The organism is Pseudomonas cucumis (assembly GCF_030687935.1).
Taxonomy (GTDB): Bacteria; Pseudomonadota; Gammaproteobacteria; order Pseudomonadales; family Pseudomonadaceae; genus Aquipseudomonas; species Aquipseudomonas cucumis.
Map to the genome: position 1 here is coordinate 1,586,245 of NZ_CP117454.1, position 19,525 is coordinate 1,605,769.

The 19,525-nt window shown below is 58.4% G+C and carries 18 protein-coding genes, 4 tRNA genes, 1 pseudogene and 1 riboswitch; of the genes and pseudogenes, 17 read left to right on the plus strand and 6 right to left on the minus strand.

Going from position 1 to position 19,525, the window contains the following annotated elements; all coding sequences use genetic code 11:
- Positions 1 to 86: 86 nt before the first annotated feature.
- From PSH97_RS07140 to astE, 7 genes are all read left to right on the plus strand, one after another.
- The gene (locus PSH97_RS07140; protein ID WP_007904683.1) at positions 87 to 1,307 is read left to right on the plus strand and encodes an aspartate aminotransferase family protein; all 1,221 of its coding nucleotides are present in this window, start codon (positions 87 to 89) and stop codon (positions 1,305 to 1,307) included.
- 132 nt (positions 1,308 to 1,439) lie between these two features.
- Positions 1,440 to 2,459, plus strand: coding sequence for an arginine/ornithine succinyltransferase subunit alpha (gene aruF / locus PSH97_RS07145; RefSeq protein ID WP_095634598.1), 1,020 nt, complete (start codon positions 1,440 to 1,442; stop codon positions 2,457 to 2,459).
- Between the two features lie 87 nt (positions 2,460 to 2,546).
- Positions 2,547 to 3,572 carry an arginine N-succinyltransferase gene (gene astA / locus PSH97_RS07150; protein WP_305448646.1) on the plus strand — a complete coding sequence of 342 codons (1,026 nt, stop codon included), beginning with the start codon at positions 2,547 to 2,549 and terminating at the stop codon, positions 3,570 to 3,572.
- Positions 3,569 to 5,038 carry a succinylglutamate-semialdehyde dehydrogenase gene (astD, locus tag PSH97_RS07155; RefSeq protein ID WP_305449758.1) on the plus strand — a complete coding sequence of 490 codons (1,470 nt, stop codon included), beginning with the start codon at positions 3,569 to 3,571 and terminating at the stop codon, positions 5,036 to 5,038. The genes astA and astD overlap by 4 nt, the downstream gene beginning before the upstream one ends.
- A gap of 167 nt (positions 5,039 to 5,205) precedes the next feature.
- Complete coding sequence (gene astB, locus PSH97_RS07160) at positions 5,206 to 6,552, plus strand: N-succinylarginine dihydrolase (RefSeq protein WP_305448647.1); 1,347 nt, start codon at positions 5,206 to 5,208, stop codon at positions 6,550 to 6,552.
- 54 nt (positions 6,553 to 6,606) lie between these two features.
- On the plus strand, positions 6,607 to 6,897 hold the full coding sequence (locus tag PSH97_RS07165) for a hypothetical protein (protein WP_007904718.1): 291 nt from the start codon (positions 6,607 to 6,609) through the stop codon (positions 6,895 to 6,897).
- Positions 6,898 to 6,909: 12 nt separating this feature from the next.
- Positions 6,910 to 7,920 carry a succinylglutamate desuccinylase gene (gene astE / locus PSH97_RS07170; protein ID WP_305448648.1) on the plus strand — a complete coding sequence of 337 codons (1,011 nt, stop codon included), beginning with the start codon at positions 6,910 to 6,912 and terminating at the stop codon, positions 7,918 to 7,920.
- Positions 7,921 to 8,048: 128 nt separating this feature from the next.
- Here the strand turns inward: astE and PSH97_RS07175 are convergent, their stop codons facing one another.
- Complete coding sequence (locus PSH97_RS07175; RefSeq protein ID WP_008071834.1) at positions 8,049 to 8,558, minus strand: 6,7-dimethyl-8-ribityllumazine synthase; 510 nt, start codon at positions 8,556 to 8,558, stop codon at positions 8,049 to 8,051.
- Positions 8,559 to 8,658: 100 nt separating this feature from the next.
- Positions 8,659 to 8,829: riboswitch (FMN riboswitch) on the minus strand.
- Between the two features lie 45 nt (positions 8,830 to 8,874).
- Positions 8,875 to 9,027 (minus strand): hypothetical protein, encoded by a 153-nt coding sequence (locus tag PSH97_RS07180; protein ID WP_305448649.1) that lies wholly within the window; start codon positions 9,025 to 9,027, stop codon positions 8,875 to 8,877.
- On the opposite strand from PSH97_RS07180, the gene ltaE reads away from it, so the two are divergent.
- From ltaE to PSH97_RS07215, 7 genes are all read left to right on the plus strand, one after another.
- Positions 9,026 to 10,030, plus strand: coding sequence for a low-specificity L-threonine aldolase (gene ltaE / locus PSH97_RS07185; RefSeq protein WP_305448650.1), 1,005 nt, complete (start codon positions 9,026 to 9,028; stop codon positions 10,028 to 10,030). The genes PSH97_RS07180 and ltaE overlap by 2 nt on opposite strands.
- 146 nt (positions 10,031 to 10,176) lie before the next feature.
- On the plus strand, positions 10,177 to 12,798 hold the full coding sequence (gene alaS / locus PSH97_RS07190; protein WP_305448651.1) for an alanine--tRNA ligase: 2,622 nt from the start codon (positions 10,177 to 10,179) through the stop codon (positions 12,796 to 12,798).
- 90 nt (positions 12,799 to 12,888) lie between these two features.
- Positions 12,889 to 14,130, plus strand: a complete 1,242-nt coding sequence (locus PSH97_RS07195) for an aspartate kinase (RefSeq protein ID WP_253553734.1) — start codon at positions 12,889 to 12,891, stop codon at positions 14,128 to 14,130.
- 186 nt (positions 14,131 to 14,316) lie between these two features.
- Positions 14,317 to 14,505 (plus strand): carbon storage regulator CsrA, encoded by a 189-nt coding sequence (gene csrA, locus PSH97_RS07200; RefSeq protein WP_002554426.1) that lies wholly within the window; start codon positions 14,317 to 14,319, stop codon positions 14,503 to 14,505.
- 62 nt (positions 14,506 to 14,567) lie between these two features.
- Positions 14,568 to 14,658: transfer RNA gene (locus PSH97_RS07205), tRNA-Ser, on the plus strand.
- Between the two features lie 107 nt (positions 14,659 to 14,765).
- Positions 14,766 to 14,842 (plus strand) — tRNA-Arg (locus tag PSH97_RS07210).
- Between the two features lie 71 nt (positions 14,843 to 14,913).
- Positions 14,914 to 14,990, plus strand: a tRNA-Arg gene (locus PSH97_RS07215).
- A gap of 19 nt (positions 14,991 to 15,009) precedes the next feature.
- Here PSH97_RS07215 and PSH97_RS07220 read toward each other — a convergent pair.
- On the minus strand, positions 15,010 to 15,525 hold the full coding sequence (locus tag PSH97_RS07220; RefSeq protein ID WP_305448652.1) for a cell envelope protein SmpA: 516 nt from the start codon (positions 15,523 to 15,525) through the stop codon (positions 15,010 to 15,012).
- Between the two features lie 321 nt (positions 15,526 to 15,846).
- Between PSH97_RS07220 and mgtE the strand changes: the two genes are divergently transcribed.
- Positions 15,847 to 17,289 (plus strand): magnesium transporter, encoded by a 1,443-nt coding sequence (mgtE, locus tag PSH97_RS07225; protein WP_095630443.1) that lies wholly within the window; start codon positions 15,847 to 15,849, stop codon positions 17,287 to 17,289.
- A gap of 101 nt (positions 17,290 to 17,390) precedes the next feature.
- On the opposite strand, the gene PSH97_RS07230 is transcribed toward mgtE, so the two are convergent.
- Positions 17,391 to 17,717, minus strand: a complete 327-nt coding sequence (locus PSH97_RS07230) for an Arc family DNA-binding protein (protein ID WP_003178899.1) — start codon at positions 17,715 to 17,717, stop codon at positions 17,391 to 17,393.
- A 386-nt stretch (positions 17,718 to 18,103) separates the two neighbouring features.
- Here PSH97_RS07230 and phnN point away from each other — a divergent pair.
- Positions 18,104 to 18,675 (plus strand): annotated as a pseudogene (gene phnN / locus PSH97_RS07235) (phosphonate metabolism protein/1,5-bisphosphokinase (PRPP-forming) PhnN).
- Here the strand turns inward: phnN and PSH97_RS07240 are convergent.
- Both PSH97_RS07240 and PSH97_RS07245 read right to left on the minus strand, forming a co-directional pair.
- The gene (locus tag PSH97_RS07240) at positions 18,650 to 18,829 is read right to left on the minus strand and encodes a PA3371 family protein (protein WP_305448653.1); all 180 of its coding nucleotides are present in this window, start codon (positions 18,827 to 18,829) and stop codon (positions 18,650 to 18,652) included. The pseudogene phnN and the gene PSH97_RS07240 sit on opposite strands and share 26 nt — an antisense overlap.
- Positions 18,830 to 18,851: 22 nt before the next feature.
- Positions 18,852 to 19,085, minus strand: a complete 234-nt coding sequence (locus tag PSH97_RS07245; RefSeq protein ID WP_305448654.1) for a hypothetical protein — start codon at positions 19,083 to 19,085, stop codon at positions 18,852 to 18,854.
- A 291-nt stretch (positions 19,086 to 19,376) separates the two neighbouring features.
- Here PSH97_RS07245 and PSH97_RS07250 point away from each other — a divergent pair.
- A tRNA-Arg gene (locus tag PSH97_RS07250) sits at positions 19,377 to 19,453 on the plus strand.
- The last annotated feature ends 72 nt before the right edge of the window (positions 19,454 to 19,525 follow it).

Consider the following 19,525-nt stretch of genomic DNA (forward strand, 5'->3'; position numbering starts at 1 on the left):
GGCGGCAAGGCCGGGCTGAAAACTGTCCTTACAATCCCCTCATCGCTCGCCAGTTTCAGGCGAGCGTTCCTCTTCAGGAGACTCCGATGTCCGTTGAGCACGCTGCGGTAGAACGCGCCGATTTCGACCAGGTAATGGTTCCCAACTACGCGCCAGCCGCTTTCATTCCTGTGCGTGGCGCCGGTTCCCGTGTTTGGGACCAGTCTGGCCGCGAGCTGATCGACTTCGCCGGCGGGATTGCCGTTAACGTATTGGGCCATGCGCATCCGGCGCTGGTCGCTGCATTGACCGAGCAAGCGAACAAGCTGTGGCACGTGTCCAACGTGTTCACCAACGAGCCGGCCTTGCGCCTGGCCCATAAGCTGGTCGACGCCACGTTTGCCGAGCGTGTGTTCTTCTGCAACTCTGGCGCCGAAGCCAACGAGGCCGCCTTCAAGCTGGCCCGTCGTGTGGCCCATGACCGTTTCGGTACCGAGAAGTACGAAATCGTTGCCGCGCTCAACAGCTTTCACGGCCGTACCCTGTTCACCGTGAACGTTGGTGGCCAGTCGAAGTACTCTGACGGCTTCGGCCCGAAGATCACCGGCATCACCCACGTGCCTTACAATGATCTGGCCGCGCTGAAAGCCGCTGTTTCCGACAAGACGTGCGCGGTGGTTCTGGAGCCGATCCAGGGCGAAGGCGGCGTATTGCCGGCCGAGCTGTCTTACCTGCAAGGTGCTCGTGAACTGTGCGACGCGCATAACGCGTTGCTGGTTTTCGACGAAGTCCAGACCGGCATGGGCCGCAGCGGCAAGCTGTTCGCCTATCAGCATTACGGCGTGACCCCAGACATCCTGACCAGCGCCAAGAGCCTGGGCGGCGGTTTCCCGATTGCCGCGATGCTGACCACCGAAGATCTGGCCAAACACCTGGTCGTCGGTACCCACGGCACCACGTATGGCGGTAACCCGCTGGCGTGCGCTGTTGCTGAAGCGGTGATCGATGTGATCAACACGCCAGAAGTGCTGAACGGCGTCAATGCCAAGCACGACAAGTTCAAGACCCGCCTTGAGCAGATCGGCGAGAAGTATGGCCTCTTCACTGAAGTCCGCGGTCTGGGCCTGCTGCTCGGTTGCGTGCTGAGCGATGCCTGGAAAGGCAAGGCCAAAGACATCTTCAACGCCGCCGAGCGTGAAGGCCTGATGATTCTGCAAGCCGGCCCTGACGTGATTCGTTTCGCGCCAAGCCTGGTGGTTGAAGACGCCGATATCGATGCCGGTCTGGACCGCTTCGAACGCGCCGCGGCCAAGCTGACGCAAGCCTGATTCATACAGTGCTCCTCAGCGCCTATCGTAATAGATAGGCGTTGAGATTATTTCCTGTGCCGGGCCTGCCCGGCATTTTTTTCCCCGAGTTGGCGCAATTCGCCAACCTGATGTTAAGAAAGGAGTGACACCATGCTGGTGATGCGCCCCGCGCAAATGGCTGATCTGGGCGAGGTACAGCGTCTGGCTGCGGACAGCCCGATTGGTGTCACTTCCTTGCCGGATGACGTTGAACGCCTGAGCGACAAGATCGCCGCAAGCGAAGCCTCGTTTGCCGCCGAAGTCAGCTTCAACGGAGAAGAGAGCTATTTCTTCGTCCTCGAAGACACGGCCACCGGCAAGCTGGTCGGCTGTTCGGCCATCGTTGCCTCGGCCGGTTATTCCGAGCCGTTCTACAGCTTTCGTAACGAAACGTTCGTGCACGCCTCCCGCGAGCTGAAGATTCACAACAAGATCCACGTGCTCTCCCAGTGCCACGACCTGACCGGCAACAGCTTGCTGACCAGTTTCTACGTGAAGCCGGAGTTGGTGGGTTCGCCATGGGCCGAGCTCAATTCCCGTGGTCGCCTGTTGTTCGTGGCCAGCCATCCGGAGCGCTTTGCCGATTCGGTGGTGACCGAGATCGTCGGTTATAGCGACGAAAACGGCGACTCGCCGTTCTGGGATGCCATCGGTCGCAACTTCTTCGACCTCAACTACGCCGAAGCCGAGCGTCTGTGTGGCCTGAAAAGCCGCACATTCCTGGCCGAGCTGATGCCGCATTACCCGATCTACGTGCCGTTGCTGCCGGACTCCGCACAAGAGGCGATGGGCCAGGTGCACCCACGGGCGCAGATCACTTTCGACATCCTGATGCGCGAAGGCTTCGAGACCGATCACTACATCGACATTTTCGACGGTGGCCCGACTCTGCACGCCCGTGTCTCGGGGATCCGTTCGATCGCCCAGAGCCGTGTAGTGCCGGTGAAGATCGGTGAGCCGGTCAAAGGTGCCGGTCGTCAATATCTGGTGGCCAACGCCCAGTTGCAGGATTACCGCGCCGTTTTGCTTGAGCTCGATTACGCGCCGGGCAAACCCGTAACCCTGGATCTTGAAGCGGCCGAAGCCTTGGGCGTCGGTGAAGGTGCCAGCGTGCGCCTGGTGGCGGTTTAACGCCTGCTGCTATGCCTATAAAGAATGAATGCTTAGTAAAGCAGCGAGTTTCACGGGTGGCGTCAGCGGCCCGTTTGAGGAGATAGCATGATCGTTCGTCCCGTACGCAGCAGCGATTTACCCGCTCTGATCGACCTGGCCCGCAGCACCGGCACCGGCCTGACCACCTTGCCGGCCAACGAAGAGCGTCTGGCCCATCGGGTCGGCTGGGCCGAGAAGACCTTCCGCGGCGAAGCCGGGCGGGGCGATGCGGACTACCTGTTCGTGCTCGAAGACGACAACGGCCGCGTGGTGGGCATTTCCGCCATTGCTGGCGCCGTCGGCCTGCGTGAGCCCTGGTACAACTTCCGGGTCGGCCTGACGGTCAGCGCCTCGCAAGAACTGAACATCTACCGCGAAATTCCGACGCTGTTCCTGGCCAACGACCTGACCGGCAACTCTGAGCTGTGCTCGCTGTTCCTGCACGCCGATTTCCGCAGTGGCCTAAACGGCCGCATGCTGGCCAAGGCGCGGCTGCTGTTCATCGCCGAGTTCCCGCAATTGTTCGGCAACAAGATCATCGCCGAAATGCGCGGTGTGTCCGATGACGCCGGGCGTTCGCCGTTCTGGGAAAGCCTGGGTCGGCACTTCTTCAAGATGGAGTTCAGCCAGGCCGATTACCTCACTGGCGTGGGCAACAAGGCGTTCATCGCCGAACTAATGCCGAAATTCCCGCTGTACACCTGCTTCCTGTCGCCAGACGCGCGCAACGTGATCGGCCAGGTTCACCCGGATACCGAGCCGGCCCTGTCGATGCTCAAGAGTGAAGGTTTCAGCTATCAAGGCTACGTCGACATCTTCGATGCCGGCCCAGCGGTGGAATGCGAAACCACCAAGATCCGCGCAGTGCGTGACAGCCAGGCGCTGGTGCTGGCCATCGGCACCCCGGGTGACGATGCCACGCCGTTCCTGATTCATAACCGCAAGCGCGAAGACTGCCGGATCACTGCCGCACCAGCACGCTTCGCCGCCGGCACTTTGGTGGTCGATCCGCTGACCGCCAAACGTCTTCAACTCAACGCCGGCGATCAAGTGCGCGCCGTTCCGTTGTCCGCTGCTCGGGAGTCGAAATAATGAATTCGCTATACATCGCCGGTGAATGGCTGGCTGGCCAGGGCGAAAGCTTTCAATCGGTAAACCCGGTGACCCAGCAAGTGCTGTGGGCCGGCGAAGGTGCCACGGCCGGTCAGGTCGAGTCGGCTGTGCAAGCTGCGCGTCAGGCGTTCCCGGGCTGGGCCCGTCGTACCCTGGAAGAGCGCATCAGCGTGCTGGAAGCCTTTGCCGCTGCGTTGAAGAATCACGCTGACGAGCTGGCTCGCACCATCGGTGAAGAAACCGGCAAACCCCTGTGGGAAGCGGCGACTGAAGTCACCAGCATGGTCAACAAGATTGCGATCTCGGTGCAGAGCTACCGCGAACGCACCGGCGAGAAGAGCGGCCCGCTGGGTGACGCCACGGCGGTGTTGCGCCACAAACCTCACGGTGTGGTGGCAGTGTTTGGTCCTTACAACTTCCCCGGCCACTTGCCGAACGGTCACATCGTACCGGCGCTGCTGGCCGGTAACAGTGTGCTGTTCAAACCGAGTGAGCTGACCCCGAAAGTCGCTGAGCTGACGGTCAAGTGCTGGATCGAAGCCGGTCTGCCGGCTGGCGTGCTGAACCTGCTGCAAGGCGCTCGCGAAACCGGTATCGCCCTGGCGGCGAACCCGGGCATCGACGGTCTGTTCTTCACCGGTTCCAGCCGTACCGGCAATCACCTGCACCAGCAGTTTGCCGGTCGTCCGGACAAGATCCTCGCGCTGGAAATGGGCGGTAACAACCCGCTGGTGGTGGATCAGGTCGCGGACCTCGATGCCGCCGTTTACACCATCATTCAGTCGGCATTCATTTCTGCCGGTCAGCGATGCACTTGTGCCCGTCGCTTGCTGGTGCCGCAAGGAACCTGGGGCGATACGCTGCTGGCGCGTCTGGTGGCGGTCAGCTCGACGATTGAAGTCGGTGCGTTCGATCAGCAGCCAGCGCCGTTCATGGGCTCGGTGATTTCCCTCGGCGCTGCGAAAGCGCTGATGGATGCGCAAGAACATCTGCTGGCCAACGGCGCCGTGGCGCTGTTGGAAATGACTCAGCCCCAGGCCCAGGCAGCCTTGCTGACCCCAGGTATTCTGGACGTGACGGCGGTTGCCGATCGCCCGGACGAAGAGCTGTTCGGTCCGCTGCTGCAAGTGATCCGCTACGCTGATTTTGAAGCGGCGATCGCTGAAGCCAATGACACCGACTATGGTCTGGCAGCCGGACTGCTGTCGGATTCCGAAGCGCGTTATCAGCAGTTCTGGCTGGAAAGCCGCGCCGGTATCGTCAACTGGAACAAGCAGTTGACCGGTGCGGCAAGCAGCGCACCCTTCGGCGGTGTCGGCGCCTCGGGTAACCATCGCGCCAGCGCCTACTACGCCGCAGATTATTGCGCGTACCCGGTGGCCTCGCTGGAAACCCCGAGCCTGGTGTTGCCAGCGGCCCTGACGCCCGGCGTGAAAATGGCGTAACGCCCAATCGCGGGCAAGCCCGCTCCCACAAGGTCTGCGTGGAACACAAAATCTGTGAACACTGCTGAACCTGTGGGAGCGGGCTTGCCCGCGATGGCCGCGACACGGTCGCACTGAACAGTTAGTTACTGATGCCTAAAAAAACAGATTCTCGTGGAGCCTCGCTGATGAAATCCTATGAAGTCAATTTTGACGGTCTAGTGGGGCCGACCCATAACTACGGCGGCCTGTCCTACGGCAACGTCGCGTCCCAGAACAACAGCCAGCAGTCTTCGAACCCGAAGGAAGCCGCGCTGCAAGGCCTGGCGAAGATGAAAGCGCTGATGGAGATGGGCTTTCAGCAAGGCGTCTTGGCGCCACAAGAGCGTCCAGACGTAGCCGCACTGCGCCGCCTGGGTTTCAGCGGGACCGATGCTCAGGTGATTGAGCGCGCTGCCAAAGATGCCATGCCGCTGCTGGTTGCCAGTTGCTCGGCGTCGAGCATGTGGGTGGCCAACGCCGCCACAGTCAGCCCGAGCGCCGACACTGCGGATGGCCGTGTGCATTTCACTGCCGCCAACCTGAACTGCAAATACCATCGCAGCATCGAACACCCGACCACCAGCCGCGTACTGGGGGCAATGTTCGCCGATCAGAAGCACTTTGCTCACCACGCCGCTTTGCCGGCCGTGGCGCAGTTCGGTGACGAAGGCGCGGCCAACCACACCCGTTTCTGCCGTGACTACGGTGAAGCCGGCGTCGAGTTTTTTGTGTTCGGTCGCAGCGCGTTCGACACCCGTTACCCGAATCCGCAGAAGTACCCGGCACGCCAGACGCTCGAGGCGTCCCAGGCCGTCGCGCGTCTGCACGGTCTGAGCGATGACGGCGTGGTCTATGCCCAGCAGAACCCTTCGGTGATCGATCAGGGCGTGTTCCACAACGACGTTATCGCGGTGGGTAACGGCGAAGTGTTGTTCTATCACGAGGACGCCTTCCTCGACACCGAGCAGATGCTCGCTGAACTGCACGGCAAACTCGCAAAGGTCGGTGGGAAATTTCAGTCAATCTGCGTACCGCGTTCCGCGGTCACCGTTGAAGACGCTGTTCGTTCCTACCTGTTCAATAGCCAGCTGCTGTCGCGTCCTGACGGCTCGATGCTATTGATCGTGCCGGAAGAATGCCGTGGCAACGAGCGTGTCTGGCAGTACCTGCAAGGCCTGACCAGCTCTGGCGGCCTGATCCGCGAAGTGAAAGTTTTCGATCTCAAGCAGAGCATGCAGAACGGCGGTGGCCCGGCTTGCCTGCGGTTACGCGTCGCACTCAACGAAACCGAACTGGCGGCCGTCAACCAAGGGGTTATCATGACGGCACCGTTGTACGGCACATTGACCGAATGGGTCGACAAGCACTACCGCGACCGCATGACCGAAAACGATCTGGCGGACCCGCAATTGTTGCTTGAGTGCCGGACGGCACTGGATGAACTGACGCAAATCCTTAAACTGGGCGCGGTTTATCCATTCCAGATCAATTGAAAGTCGGCGCATGAATTGAATGCGCCGCGCTATCTCCAGACGAGAGCGTAAAACATGAGCGATACCCTGCAGCTGATCCTTGAAGATACCGACGGCACGCAACTGGAAACTTCCTGCACCCGCGTCGCGGTCATGTGGCAAGGCAAAGAGCTGTGGATCCAGCAGGACGGCCGCGGCCAGTTGCTGATCGGCGTGGACGTCGAAGAAGGTGACGCTGAATACGCCAACCTGCTGCTGCGCCCATTGGCGACTAATCTGGTAAGTCTGCAACTGGAGATGGAACCGGCCGACGTCGGTGATGATGAGGACCACGTACACGGCCCGGATTGCAATCACGACCACTAAGGAAACCGCTCTATGCTCGCCCTCGGCAAACTGCTTGAACTGACCCTCGCCGGCCGCGAACCGGCGGAGAAGACTCAACTGACTGTCGAAGGCGTGCGGATGCGCTGGTTGAGCGAAGGTGCGCTGGAAGTCCGGCCACCTGAAGCCCGCGACAATGGCCTGGACCTGCTGCTCTCAGCCGGCATCCATGGCAACGAAACAGCGCCGATCGAGCTGCTCGATCGCCTGTTGCATGACATCGCCCGCGGTGATTTGAAGCCGCGTGCACGTATTCTGTTCCTGTTCGGCAATCCCGAGGCTATCCGTCGCGGTGAGCGTTTCATCGAGCAGGATGTCAATCGGCTGTTCAACGGCCGGCACGAACAAACCAGCGGTTCCGAGGCCTTGCGCGCTTGTGAACTGGAGCGGCTGGCGGCAACTTTCTTCAGCCTGCCGGACCGCAATCGCCTGCATTACGATCTGCACACGGCGATCCGTGGCTCGAAAATCGAGCAGTTCGCCTTGTATCCCTGGAAAGAAGGTCGTCAGCATTCCCGCCAGGAGCTGGCTCGCCTGCGCGCCGCCGGCATGGAAGCGGTGCTGCTGCAGAACAAACCCTCCATCGTCTTCAGCTCCTACACCTACGACAAGCTCGATGCCGAGTCCTTCACCCTGGAGCTGGGCAAGGCCCGGCCGTTCGGGCAGAACGATGGGGTCAACGTTAGCCTTCTTGAAACCCGCCTGAAGCAGATCATCGAAGGCACGGAGCCGCCGATGACCGACGAAGGGCTGGATGGTTTGAAGTTGTTCAGCGTCGCACGGGAAGTCATCAAGCACAGCGATAGCTTCCGCCTGAACCTGCCGGCGGATATTGAAAACTTTTCGGAGTTGAAAGTGGGGTATGTGCTGGCCGAGGATATCGCCAATACCCGCTGGGTCATCGAAGAGAAGGGCGCCCGGATCATCTTCCCGAACCCCAAGGTCAAGAACGGCCTGCGCGCCGGCATCCTGATCGTGCCCACCACCGACGAAAACCTCGCCTGACTTTCGCGCAATGATCGTTCGCACGCTCCGCGTGGGAATGCAGCCCGGGACGCTCCGCGTCCCTGCCGAAGCGGACGCAGAGCGTCCATTTAGGCATTCCCACGCAGAGCATGGGAACGATCATACGACTAGACCGCGACTGCGCGTGGCTCACTGCGACGCAACGCCCGCATCTTGTGCAGCGTATCCGCGCAAGTCTTCGCCGCTTCCTGACCTTTATGCACGAAATGCTCGAAGAAGAACTTCTGGTGTTCTTCGCCGGCATGGAAGTGGTGCGGGGTCAAAACCACCGAGAACACCGGTACTTCAGTTTCCAGCTGAACCTGCATCAGGCCGCTGATCACCGACTGGGCGACGAATTCGTGGCGATAGATGCCGCCGTCAACCACCAGGCCCGCGGCGACGATGCCGGCATAACGGCCGGACTTGGCCAGCAGTTTGGCATGCAGCGGAATTTCAAAGGCGCCGCCGACTTCGAAGAAATCGATGTCTGACTCCTGATAACCCTGAGCAATCATTTCGGCGACGAAGCCTTTACGGCTCTGGTCGACGATTTCCTTGTGCCAACAGGCCTGGATGAACGCGACGCGCTCGCCCTGATGGTTTTTGCTTTTGCTATCGATTGCGGTGGGTTGCATGTTCTGACTCCTGTTTGTGTGAAAAACAGGGCGTTATGAATCGAATGGGATTTAAGGGTACGCACGCTCGCATAAGCGGCAGGCGGCCCTTTGGCGTTAATCCCGTTCTCTCTTCATCCGGACTATGACCGTCGGCCCCGGGATCACACCGGGTCTGCTGACCTTGTCGTCATCACAGCCATTGCCGTGCCTGCCGCCAAGCGCTCGCGGGCTATGCGCATTGCGCGCAATTACCGCCGGTGGGGAGTTGCACCCCGCCCTGAGAACGTTTTGCCGCCAGATTGTTTGGCGGCGAAGCGTTTTTAACACATATTTCTCACCTGTGCATTGCTGCTATCTGATGGTTGTTATCGACTTTTTCGTTGGCATAACCAGCCTTTTCCTGGAACAAGGCTTGATTATTCGCCGAGATGGCCGCAGTAATTCCATCCTGAAAGGGGATTTCCCTGCTTACCGAGGCCAGATTCATGAGCGTTATCGATCTTCGCAGCGACACCGTCACCCAACCGACCGCAGGGATGCTCGACGCGATGGCCAATGCGGCCACCGGTGACGACGTTTATGGTGAAGATCCGACGGTCAACCGTCTGGAAGCCGAGCTGGCAAAGCGACTGGGTTTTGCCCAGGCACTGTTTGTTCCGACGGGCACCATGAGCAACTTGCTGGGCCTGATGGCCCACTGCGATCGCGGTGATGAATACATTGTCGGTCAGCAGGCTCACACCTATAAATACGAGGGTGGCGGCGCTGCGGTGCTCGGTTCGATCCAGCCGCAGCCGCTGGAAGTGCAGGCCGATGGTTCGCTGGACCTGGCGCAGGTCGCCGCCGCGATTAAACCGGATGACTTCCACTTCGCCCGCACCCGTTTGCTGGCGCTGGAAAACACCATGCAGGGCAAGGTTCTGCCACTGGAATATCTGGCCCGGGCTCGCCATTTCACTCGTGAAAACGGTCTGGCGCTGCATCTGGATGGCGCACGACTCTACAACGCGGCGGTCAAGTTGGGTGTCGACGCCCGGGAGATCACTCAGCATTTCGATTCGGTTTCGGTCTGCCTGTCCAAAGGTCTGGGCGCGCCGATCGGTTCGGTGCTGTGTGGCTCGGTCGAGTTGATCGCCAAGGCTCGGCGTCTGCGCAAAATGGTTGGCGGCGGCATGCGTCAGGCCGGGATTCTCGCCGCGGCAGGGCTTTATGCGCTGGATAACAATATTCAGCGCTTGGCTGATGACCATGCCAATGCACAAATGCTGGCCGAAGGCCTGCGAACGGCGGGCTATGAGGTCGAGCCGGTGCAGACCAATATGGTTTACGTGCAGATGGGCGACAAGGCTGAAGCGATCAAGGCCTTCGCGGCGACGCGCGGGATCAAGCTCAGCGCTGCCGGTCGTCTGCGAATGGTCACGCACATGGACGTCAGTCGTGCGCAAATCGAGCAAGTCGTCGCCACATTTGCCGACTTTTCTCACAACTGACCGTGTTAGCCGTCCAATTGACTGTTTGTAACGTACAAACACACTGTACCTAGTCACTAACGCCGATATAATGCGGCCCTTTGCCGTCGCTTCGTCTGTTGACGTTTCGCACAGGCCTTTGGCCGCAGCCTCCGTGGAAGAACCTAATGAAAAGCGCAGAAATCCGTGAAGCCTTCCTTCGCTTCTTCGAAGAGCAAGGCCACACCCGTGTAGCCTCCAGCTCTTTGATTCCGGGCAACGACCCAACCCTGCTGTTCACTAACGCGGGGATGAACCAGTTCAAGGACTGCTTTCTGGGCCAGGAAAAGCGCGCGTACACCCGCGCTGTAAGCAGCCAGAAATGCGTGCGCGCCGGCGGCAAGCACAACGACCTGGAAAACGTCGGTTATACCGCCCGTCACCACACCTTCTTCGAAATGCTGGGTAACTTCAGCTTCGGTGATTATTTCAAGCGTGACGCCATCACCTACGCCTGGAACTTCCTGACCTCCGAAAAGTGGCTGAACCTGCCGAAAGAAAAGCTCTGGGTCACCGTCTACGCCAGCGATGACGAGGCGTACGACATCTGGACCAAAGACATCGGTGTGCCAGCCGAGCGCATGGTTCGCATCGGCGACAACAAGGGCGCGCCATACGCGTCCGACAACTTCTGGACCATGGGCGATACCGGCCCGTGCGGCCCGTGCACAGAGATTTTCTATGATCACGGCGCCGACATCTGGGGTGGCCCACCAGGCTCGCCGGAAGAAGACGGTGACCGTTACATCGAGATCTGGAACAACGTATTCATGCAGTTCAACCGCACCGCCGATGGCGTGTTGCACCCGTTGCCAGCGCCGTCGGTGGACACCGGCATGGGCCTGGAGCGGATCAGTGCCGTGCTGCAGCACGTTCACTCGAACTATGAAATCGACCTGTTCCAGAGCCTGCTGAGCGCATCGGCCAAAGCCATCGGTTGCACCAACGACGCTCAGGCGTCGCTGAAAGTCGTGGCTGACCACATTCGTTCGTGCGGCTTCCTGATTGCCGACGGCGTGCTGCCGTCCAACGAAGGTCGCGGTTATGTGCTACGCCGGATCATTCGTCGCGCCTGCCGTCACGGCAACAAGCTGGGCGCCAAGGGCAGCTTCTTCTACCAGATCGTTGCGGCGTTGGTCGCCGAGATGGGCGAAGCGTTCCCTGAGCTGAAATCCCAACAGGCGCACATCGAGCGCGTCCTGAAAGCCGAAGAAGAGCAATTCGCCAAGACCCTGGAGCAAGGCCTGAAGATCCTCGAGCAGGATCTGGCCGAACTCAAAGGCGACGTGGTTCCGGGCGATGTAGTGTTCAAGCTTTACGACACTTACGGCTTCCCGATGGACCTGACCGGCGACATCGCTCGCGAGCGCAGCCTGACCATCGACGAAGAAGGTTTCGAGCGAGAAATGGAAGCCCAGCGCGTCCGTGCTCGATCCGCCAGTTCCTTCGGCATGGACTACAACAGCCTGGTCAAGGTTGATGTGGCCACCGAGTTCACCGGTTACACCGCTCACAGCGGTTCCGCCAAAATCGTTGCTCTCTATAAAGACGGGCAATCGGTTGACGTACTGAGCGAAGGCGAAGAGGGCGTAGTCGTTCTCAATCAGACCCCGTTCTATGCTGAGTCCGGCGGTCAGATTGGCGACTGCGGCTTCCTCCAGGCTGGCGCTGCGCGTTTCGACGTGCGCGACACCACCAAGACCGGCGGTGCGTTCCTGCACCACGGTGTGCTGGATTCGGGCAGCCTGATCGTAGGTGCTCCGGTGGAGACTCATGTCGATGCCGAAGTGCGTCACGCGACGTCGCTGAACCACTCGGCGACCCACTTGCTGCACGCCGCATTGCGCCAGGTACTGGGCGAGCACGTTCAGCAGAAAGGTTCGTTGGTCGACAGTCAGCGTCTACGCTTTGACTTCAGCCATTTCGAGGCGATCAAGCCTGAGCAGTTGAAGGCGCTGGAAGACATCGTCAACGCCGAGATTCGCAAGAATTCCGAAGTTGAAACCGAAGAAACCGACATCGAAACCGCCAAGCAAAAAGGCGCCATGGCGCTGTTCGGCGAGAAGTACGGCGACAACGTTCGCGTGCTGAGCATGGGCGATTTCTCCGTCGAGCTGTGCGGCGGTATTCACGCCACCCGTACCGGCGACATCGGCCTGCTGAAAATCATCAGCGAAGGCGGTGTGGCCTCCGGCGTTCGTCGTATCGAGGCAGTGACTGGCGCAGCAGCACTGGCCTACTTGAACGCGGCTGAAGAACAACTCAAGGAAGCGGCCAACCTGGTCAAGGGCAGCCGCGATAACCTGATCGACAAGCTGTCGGCTGTGCTAGAGCGCAACCGTCTTCTGGAGAAGCAACTCGAGCAGTTGCAGGCCAAGGCGGCCAGCGCGGCGGGCGACGATTTGTCGGCTTCTGCCCTGGACGTCAAGGGCGTGAAAGTGCTGGCCGTGCGTCTGGACGGTCAGGACGGCAAGGCGCTGCTGGCGCTGGTCGATCAATTGAAAAACAAACTCGGCCGCGCAGTGATCCTGCTCGGCAGTGTCCATGAGGAAAAGGTCGTCCTGGTTGCAGGCGTGACCAAAGACCTGACTGGCCAACTCAAAGCCGGTGATTTGATGAAACAGGCTGCTGCGGCAGTGGGCGGGAAGGGCGGTGGTCGTCCAGACATGGCGCAGGGCGGTGGTACTGACGCTGGCGCACTGGATGCCGCATTGGCCCTGACTGTTCCATTTGTAGAGCAGGGTTTATAAGGCAGTGTGCCTGGCTCGCGGTCTAGTGGCGGGCCAGAACGCTGTTTGAGTGATTATTGGGCGCCCTTCATGGGCAGAGGCGGCTTTGAAATGGCTTTGATCGTACAGAAATTTGGAGGCACCTCAGTCGGCACTGTCGAGAGAATCGAGCAGGTCGCCGACAAGGTTAAGAAATTCCGCGATGCGGGCGATGACCTGGTGGTTGTGCTGTCTGCAATGAGCGGCGAAACCAACCGTCTGATCGATCTGGCCAAGCAAATCAGTGGCGACGGTCAGCCGGTTCCTCGCGAACTGGACGTGATCGTTTCCACCGGTGAGCAGGTGACGATTGCACTGTTGGCCATGGCGCTGATCAAGCGCGGCGTGCCAGCGGTGTCGTACACCGGCAATCAGGTGCGGATTCTGACGGATAGCGCGCACAATAAAGCGCGTATCTTGCAGATTGATGACCAGAAGATTCGCGGTGACTTGAAGGCCGGTCGTGTGGTGGTTGTCGCCGGTTTCCAGGGCGTCGACGAGCACGGCAATATCACCACCCTCGGTCGTGGCGGTTCCGACACCACCGGTGTGGCGCTGGCGGCAGCCCTGAAGGCTGACGAATGCCAGATCTACACCGACGTCGACGGCGTCTACACCACCGACCCGCGTGTGGTGTCCGTGGCTCAGCGCCTGGACAAGATCACCTTTGAAGAGATGCTGGAAATGGCCAGCCTCGGTTCCAAGGTGTTGCAGATCCGTGCGGTGGAATTCGCCGGCAAGTACAACGTTCCGCTGCGCGTACTGCACAGCTTCAAGGAGGGTCCGGGCACCCTCATTACTATTGATGAAGAGGAAACCATGGAACAGCCGATCATTTCCGGCATCGCTTTCAACCGCGATGAAGCCAAGCTGACCATCCGTGGCGTGCCAGACACCCCGGGCGTGGCGTTCAAGATTCTCGGCCCGATCAGTGCCGCGAACATCGAAGTCGACATGATCGTGCAGAACGTTGCGCACGATAACACCACCGACTTCACCTTCACCGTGCACCGCAATGACTTCCAGGCGGCGCAAACCGTGCTGGAAAACACTGCTCGCGAGATCGGTGCCCGTGAAGTCATTGGCGATACCAAGATTGCCAAGGTCTCGATCGTCGGCGTCGGCATGCGCTCCCACGCAGGTGTGGCCAGCCGTATGTTCGAATCCCTGGCCAAAGAGAGCATCAACATCCAGATGATCTCGACGTCGGAAATCAAGGTGTCCGTGGTGATCGAAGAGAAGTACCTGGAACTGGCTGTGCGCGCTCTGCACACGGCTTTCGAACTGGATGCGCCGGTCCGACAGGGCGAGTAATGCGTATCCCCAAGGGCGCGGTCTGACCGCGCCCTTCGTTTTTTTGAATGGCGCGTACCAAAACTGTTCTTTTGCTCGCGCTAGTCAATACTCAGGCATGTAGGGCTGCGATCGTTCTGGTTGTAGGTCGAATGCCTTTTTTTTGCAGACTGTTGTCCCTGAAATGAAATGCGTGAGGAGAAAGGTATGCTGATTCTGACTCGTCGGTGCGCAGAAAGCCTGATTATTGGTGATGGCGAAATCACCGTGACCGTGCTCGGCGTTAAAGGAAATCAAGTGCGTATCGGTGTCAACGCCCCGAAAGAGGTTGCTGTGCACCGTGAAGAAATTTACCTGCGTATAAAGAAAGAGAAGGACGAAGAACCAAGCCATTAATTTTTATCGTTTTTTATGTTTGCAAACGGGGAAAAGGTTGGTTAAGATACGCCCCGTGTTGCGGAGAGCTGGCCGAGTGGCCGAAGGCGCTCCCCTGCTAAGGGAGTACACCTCAAAAGGGTGTCGGGGGTTCGAATCCCCCGTTCTCCGCCATTATTTGCGTAGTACGTTGTAATCTGGCTTCTTCGGTAAGTTGTTGAAATTACTAGAAAAAGTGCTTTACAAATAGATTCAACGGCCTATAATGCGCGGCAACAAATGCACTCGTAGCTCAGCTGGATAGAGTACTCGGCTACGAACCGAGCGGTCACAGGTTCGAATCCTGTCGAGTGCACCATTTAAGAGTTGTTTGCAGTAATGTGAATAACTTGGCTTCAACCAGTTGTGATCTGGTATAAAAACACAAATGCACTCGTAGCTCAGCTGGATAGAGTACTCGGCTACGAACCGAGCGGTCACAGGTTCGAATCCTGTCGAGTGCACCAAACACCAAAAAGCCCGCGTTTAACGCGGGCTTTTTGCCGTCTGCGATTTGGCTTTTCCTTTGGTACAACCTTTCTCGTCGAACTCGATGTGAGCACTGCGCCCTCGCTTGTTGTCGTAGCGGTAGCTTGTGGCTGAATTGCGCGTGCTGATCTTGTCTGGTTTGCCGAGAGCGCTTTCGACGTCCTGCTGACTCATGCCGGCAACGACCCGCTGATTGATGATCGCTATGCGGCGTTCCTTCGCGCTGAGCAGATTTCCACATTTGCCCTCGGACTGGCCCACGACCGTCGGCTCTTTCCTGTGGAATTTCGTACCTGATGTTTCGCGAAACTCGGCTTCTGGCATCAGGGGCGCCACGCTGCCTGGCAGGAACGTGCGTACGTCCTGAACTGAGAGGTTTTCTCCGCTTGTACAGCTCATGGTCGTAAAGGTGATGTGCCCATTGGCGGCTTCGCACCTGTGAACGGTCGTGGCGAGCGCCTGGGGCGGCAGGTAGAGCAGGGCAGTAAGCAAATAATGAGCAATTGATGGCATTCGACGTCCTCCATGACGGTCTCCATCAAGGGTAGTCATTACATTTTCAGGCGGCAGTGTGTTTTCTTTTCAGGATAAGTCGTCGCAGTTTCATGGATCAGGACGATGCTCAGGTTTGTCTCGCAAGCACTTGTTTCAGCCGCGATTTTTTAACGTTTAAAACCGTCAGGCGGTGTTATCATTGCGCCCGTCAGCCCCGCCGGGGCTTGTGGAATACCTCCATGGACTTACCCAGTAGTTACTCAGTACCCCGTTTCTACAATCATGAACTGACTGATTGATCCTTCCGGCGTGCCCCGCTGCTGGGAGTGGAGTTCGCCTATGTCTGAAGTTGAAGTAAAAAAAACGCAGGAAAGCTTGCAGGACCGCCTCGCTCAAGTCGTTGAGCTGCTGCAGCGCCAGCGGGTGGTCGAAGACCTGACTCATCGCCAGGAAGGTCCGCATCACGACCGCGTCGAGAACCTGGTTCACCGGCAAAACCTCGTCGAGTTGCAACGCAAGCTCGATGATCTGCACTCCGCCGACGTTGCCTACATCCTTGAAGCCTTGCCGCTGGACGATCGCCTGACGGTCTGGCAATTGGTCAAGGCTGATCGCGACGGCGACATTCTGCTCGAAGTATCCGATTCGGTTCGTGAAACCCTGATCGCCGACATGGACGATCACGAGCTCTTGGCGGCGGCCAAGGACATGGACGCCGACGAACTCGCTGACCTGGCCTCCGAGCTGCCGCGAGACGTCGTCCACGAGCTGATGGAAACCCTCGACAACCAACAGCGTGAGCGCGTCCGCTCCGCGTTGTCCTATGACGAGGAGCAGGTCGGTGCGCTGATGGACTTCGAGATGGTGACCATCCGTGAGGATGTCAGTCTCGAAGTGGTGTTGCGTTACCTGCGCCGTCTCAAGGAGCTACCGAGCCACACCGACAAACTGTTCGTGGTCGATTACGACGGCGTGCTCAAGGGTGTGTTGCCGATCAAGCGTCTGCTGGTCAACGATCCGGAAAAACAGGTTTCGGAAGTCATGGCCAGCGACCCGGTGAGTTTTCATCCGGACGAAGACGCTTACGAGGCCGCTCAGGCGTTCGAACGTTACGACTTGATCTCGGCCCCGGTGGTCGACAAGAACGGCAAGTTGATCGGTCGTCTGACCATCGATGAAATGGTTGACCTGATTCGTGAAGAGAGCGAAAACGAAGTTCTCAACATGGCGGGTCTGCGCGAAGAAGAAGATATTTTCGCGTCAGTCTGGAAGTCCCTGCGTAACCGTTGGGCCTGGCTGGCGGTGAACCTGATCACCGCGTTCATTGCATCCCGGGTGATCGGCCTGTTCGAAGGCTCTATCGAGAAACTGGTCGCACTTGCGGCATTGATGCCGATAGTCGCCGGTATCGGTGGCAACTCGGGTAACCAGACGATCACCATGATCGTTAGGGCCATGGCGCTGGATCAGGTCAGTACCGGCAATACGTCGCGGCTGATGCGCAAGGAGTTGGCGGTCGGCTTGATCAATGGTCTGGTCTGGGGCGGCGTGATTGGTGTGGTGGCTTATCTGCTTTATGGCAGTTGGTCACTGGGCGTGGTGATGACTGCCGCGATGACGCTTAACCTGTTGCTTGCAGCATTGATGGGGGTTTTGATTCCGATGACTCTGGCGCGGCTTGGGCGCGACCCGGCAATGGGTGCCAGTGTGATGATCACTGCCATGACCGACAGTGGCGGCTTTTTCATCTTCCTCGGGCTGGCTACGATTTTCCTGCTTTAAAGTCCTGTTTTAAAGGAACCCGCCAATCGGCGGGTTTTTTTTAACCAGATTTCGGGCAAAAAAAAGCCAGCAATTACGCTGGCTTGAGCTTTCGGGATGAATCAGGAAGCGTCTGCGGCCATTTCGGCGTCATGGGCGATCAGCGAAACCAGAGCGTTTTGCTGACGGTGGGAGAGTTGGCGGAAGCGCTGCAGCAGCTCGCGTTCGTGCAAAGACAGCTCGGGGCTGTCCAGGCGCATGCTCAGTTCTTCACCCAACGCGCCTTCCTGAATAAGACTCTGCTCAAGGCGCGCGATGATTTCGGAGTTCATGCTGCGATGATGATTGCGAGCCACCTCGGCAATGCGTTCACGCATTCCGTCTGGCAGACGTACGACGAACTTGTCAGCCGTACGGCTGGAATAAATTGCCTGTTTCAATGGGCGCATATATTTAACCGGTTAGTTCAGGGGAGCGGTTCTCGGGATAGGCCGCAGGATGTCAGATAGGACAAGCACTCCGGCCAAATGTTCAACCTGAATTGATAGAGGCGCGCATCATGCCTCAAATTAGCCAGATCATTGGCGTCAATTCTGTGACAAATATTGATCCGGGTAAAGGCTTAATGCCAGCACCTATTATCAGAAATGCGGACTGATTTGAAAATAATCCATGAGTCCGTATCACTGACCGCGTTCTCTTGCCCCACAGGTGATGCCCGAAGACGCCTGAAGGTGCATGCTATGCGGATTCGATCCTTGTTCCTTACCTTATACAGGATAGTGGCAAATGGCCGATTTACTAGTGTAGGCGCGTGGCGGGGGATGATTTCAGGATGGATGGCAGGCTGATTTATTTAATGGGGCCTTCGGGATCCGGCAAGGACAGCCTCATCGAAGCCGCTCGCGAGCCGTTGCGCACACACAATTGTGAAGTCGTGCGACGCGTTATTACGCGCTCGGCGGAATCGGTGGGTGAAGACGCCATCGAGGTGTCCCGCGAAGAGTTCGAACAACGCAGAGCCCAAGGAAATTTTGCGCTGTCGTGGCAAGCCAATGGGCTGAATTACGGTATTCCTGTTCGCATAGACCAATGGCTCGCGGACGGTCGCGATGTTTGATCAACGGTTCGCGCGGGCACCTGGCAGAAGCGCAACAGCGCTATCCCACGCTATTGCCGGTGCTATTGACGGTCAAGGATGAAGCCCTGCGCGAGCGCCTGTTACGGCGGGGGCGTGAGAGCCCGGCAGAAATTGAAACGAGGCTGCGCCGAAATGCGCTGTTTACGGTTCATGATTCAATCGGTGATATGCAGATCCGCCGACTCGATAACTCCGGCGACCTTGCTGACACCGTCGCCAATCTTCTGAAGCTGCTGAGCTTCAGCGCAAAACCGGATCGAACTTGATCTTGCGCCCGGCAATCAGCGCCAGCACGAACAGCGCACCAAACACGCCGCAAGCAATCAGGGGCAGGGTGACGACCGTGTCCTCGACCAATGACAGATGAAGAATGCCACTCAGTACGGCGAGGATGAAAAATCCTGCGGCTGATTTGGACATGCTGTGCTCCTGATGGGGTGATTCAAAATACCAAGCGTTCAAAAGACTGTGTGTGCAGCTGAATAGTCTCCTGGCTCACCTCTTGGCTGACCAAACCGCGTTGATCGCTCATGACTGCCACCTGCGGTGTCTTTTGCAGTTGCAGGTAATGGGGGATGCGTTGAGCAATCGTCGCGACGTCGTTTTCGGGGAAGAAATGAAAACCCACCAGAACCGCCAAAGCGACCGCGTTCGCGACTAAAAGAGCGCTGTTCATGGAGCTGACCTCCTGTGTTCTGAGAGAACAGTCGAAGCAGCCCGCATGCCAAAAGTTTAACGGCTATTAAATCCTTTAAAAACAACGGATTAAGATATTTTTGCAAAATACCCGCATTGCATTTTGCAATGATGGCATTTTGAGGTGATGCAATTTGCACGGTAAACAAAGCCACACTACCGAGAGGCGTCTGCCTACACTTAAAAAGCCCTACGGATGACATGACAAAAGTGGGCCTGCCCGTTAACATGCACGCCGTCCATCGCTCCGCATGCCTTGCGGACGACTTGTGTCTCAGTAGCTCAATTGGATAGAGCATCCCCCTCCTAAGGGGAAGGTTGGCAGTTCGAACCTGCCCTGGGACACCACATATTTGAAAGCCCCACGCAGAGTGATCTGGTGGGGCTTTTTTGTGGCTGTCTGCAGCGGTGGATTCAACT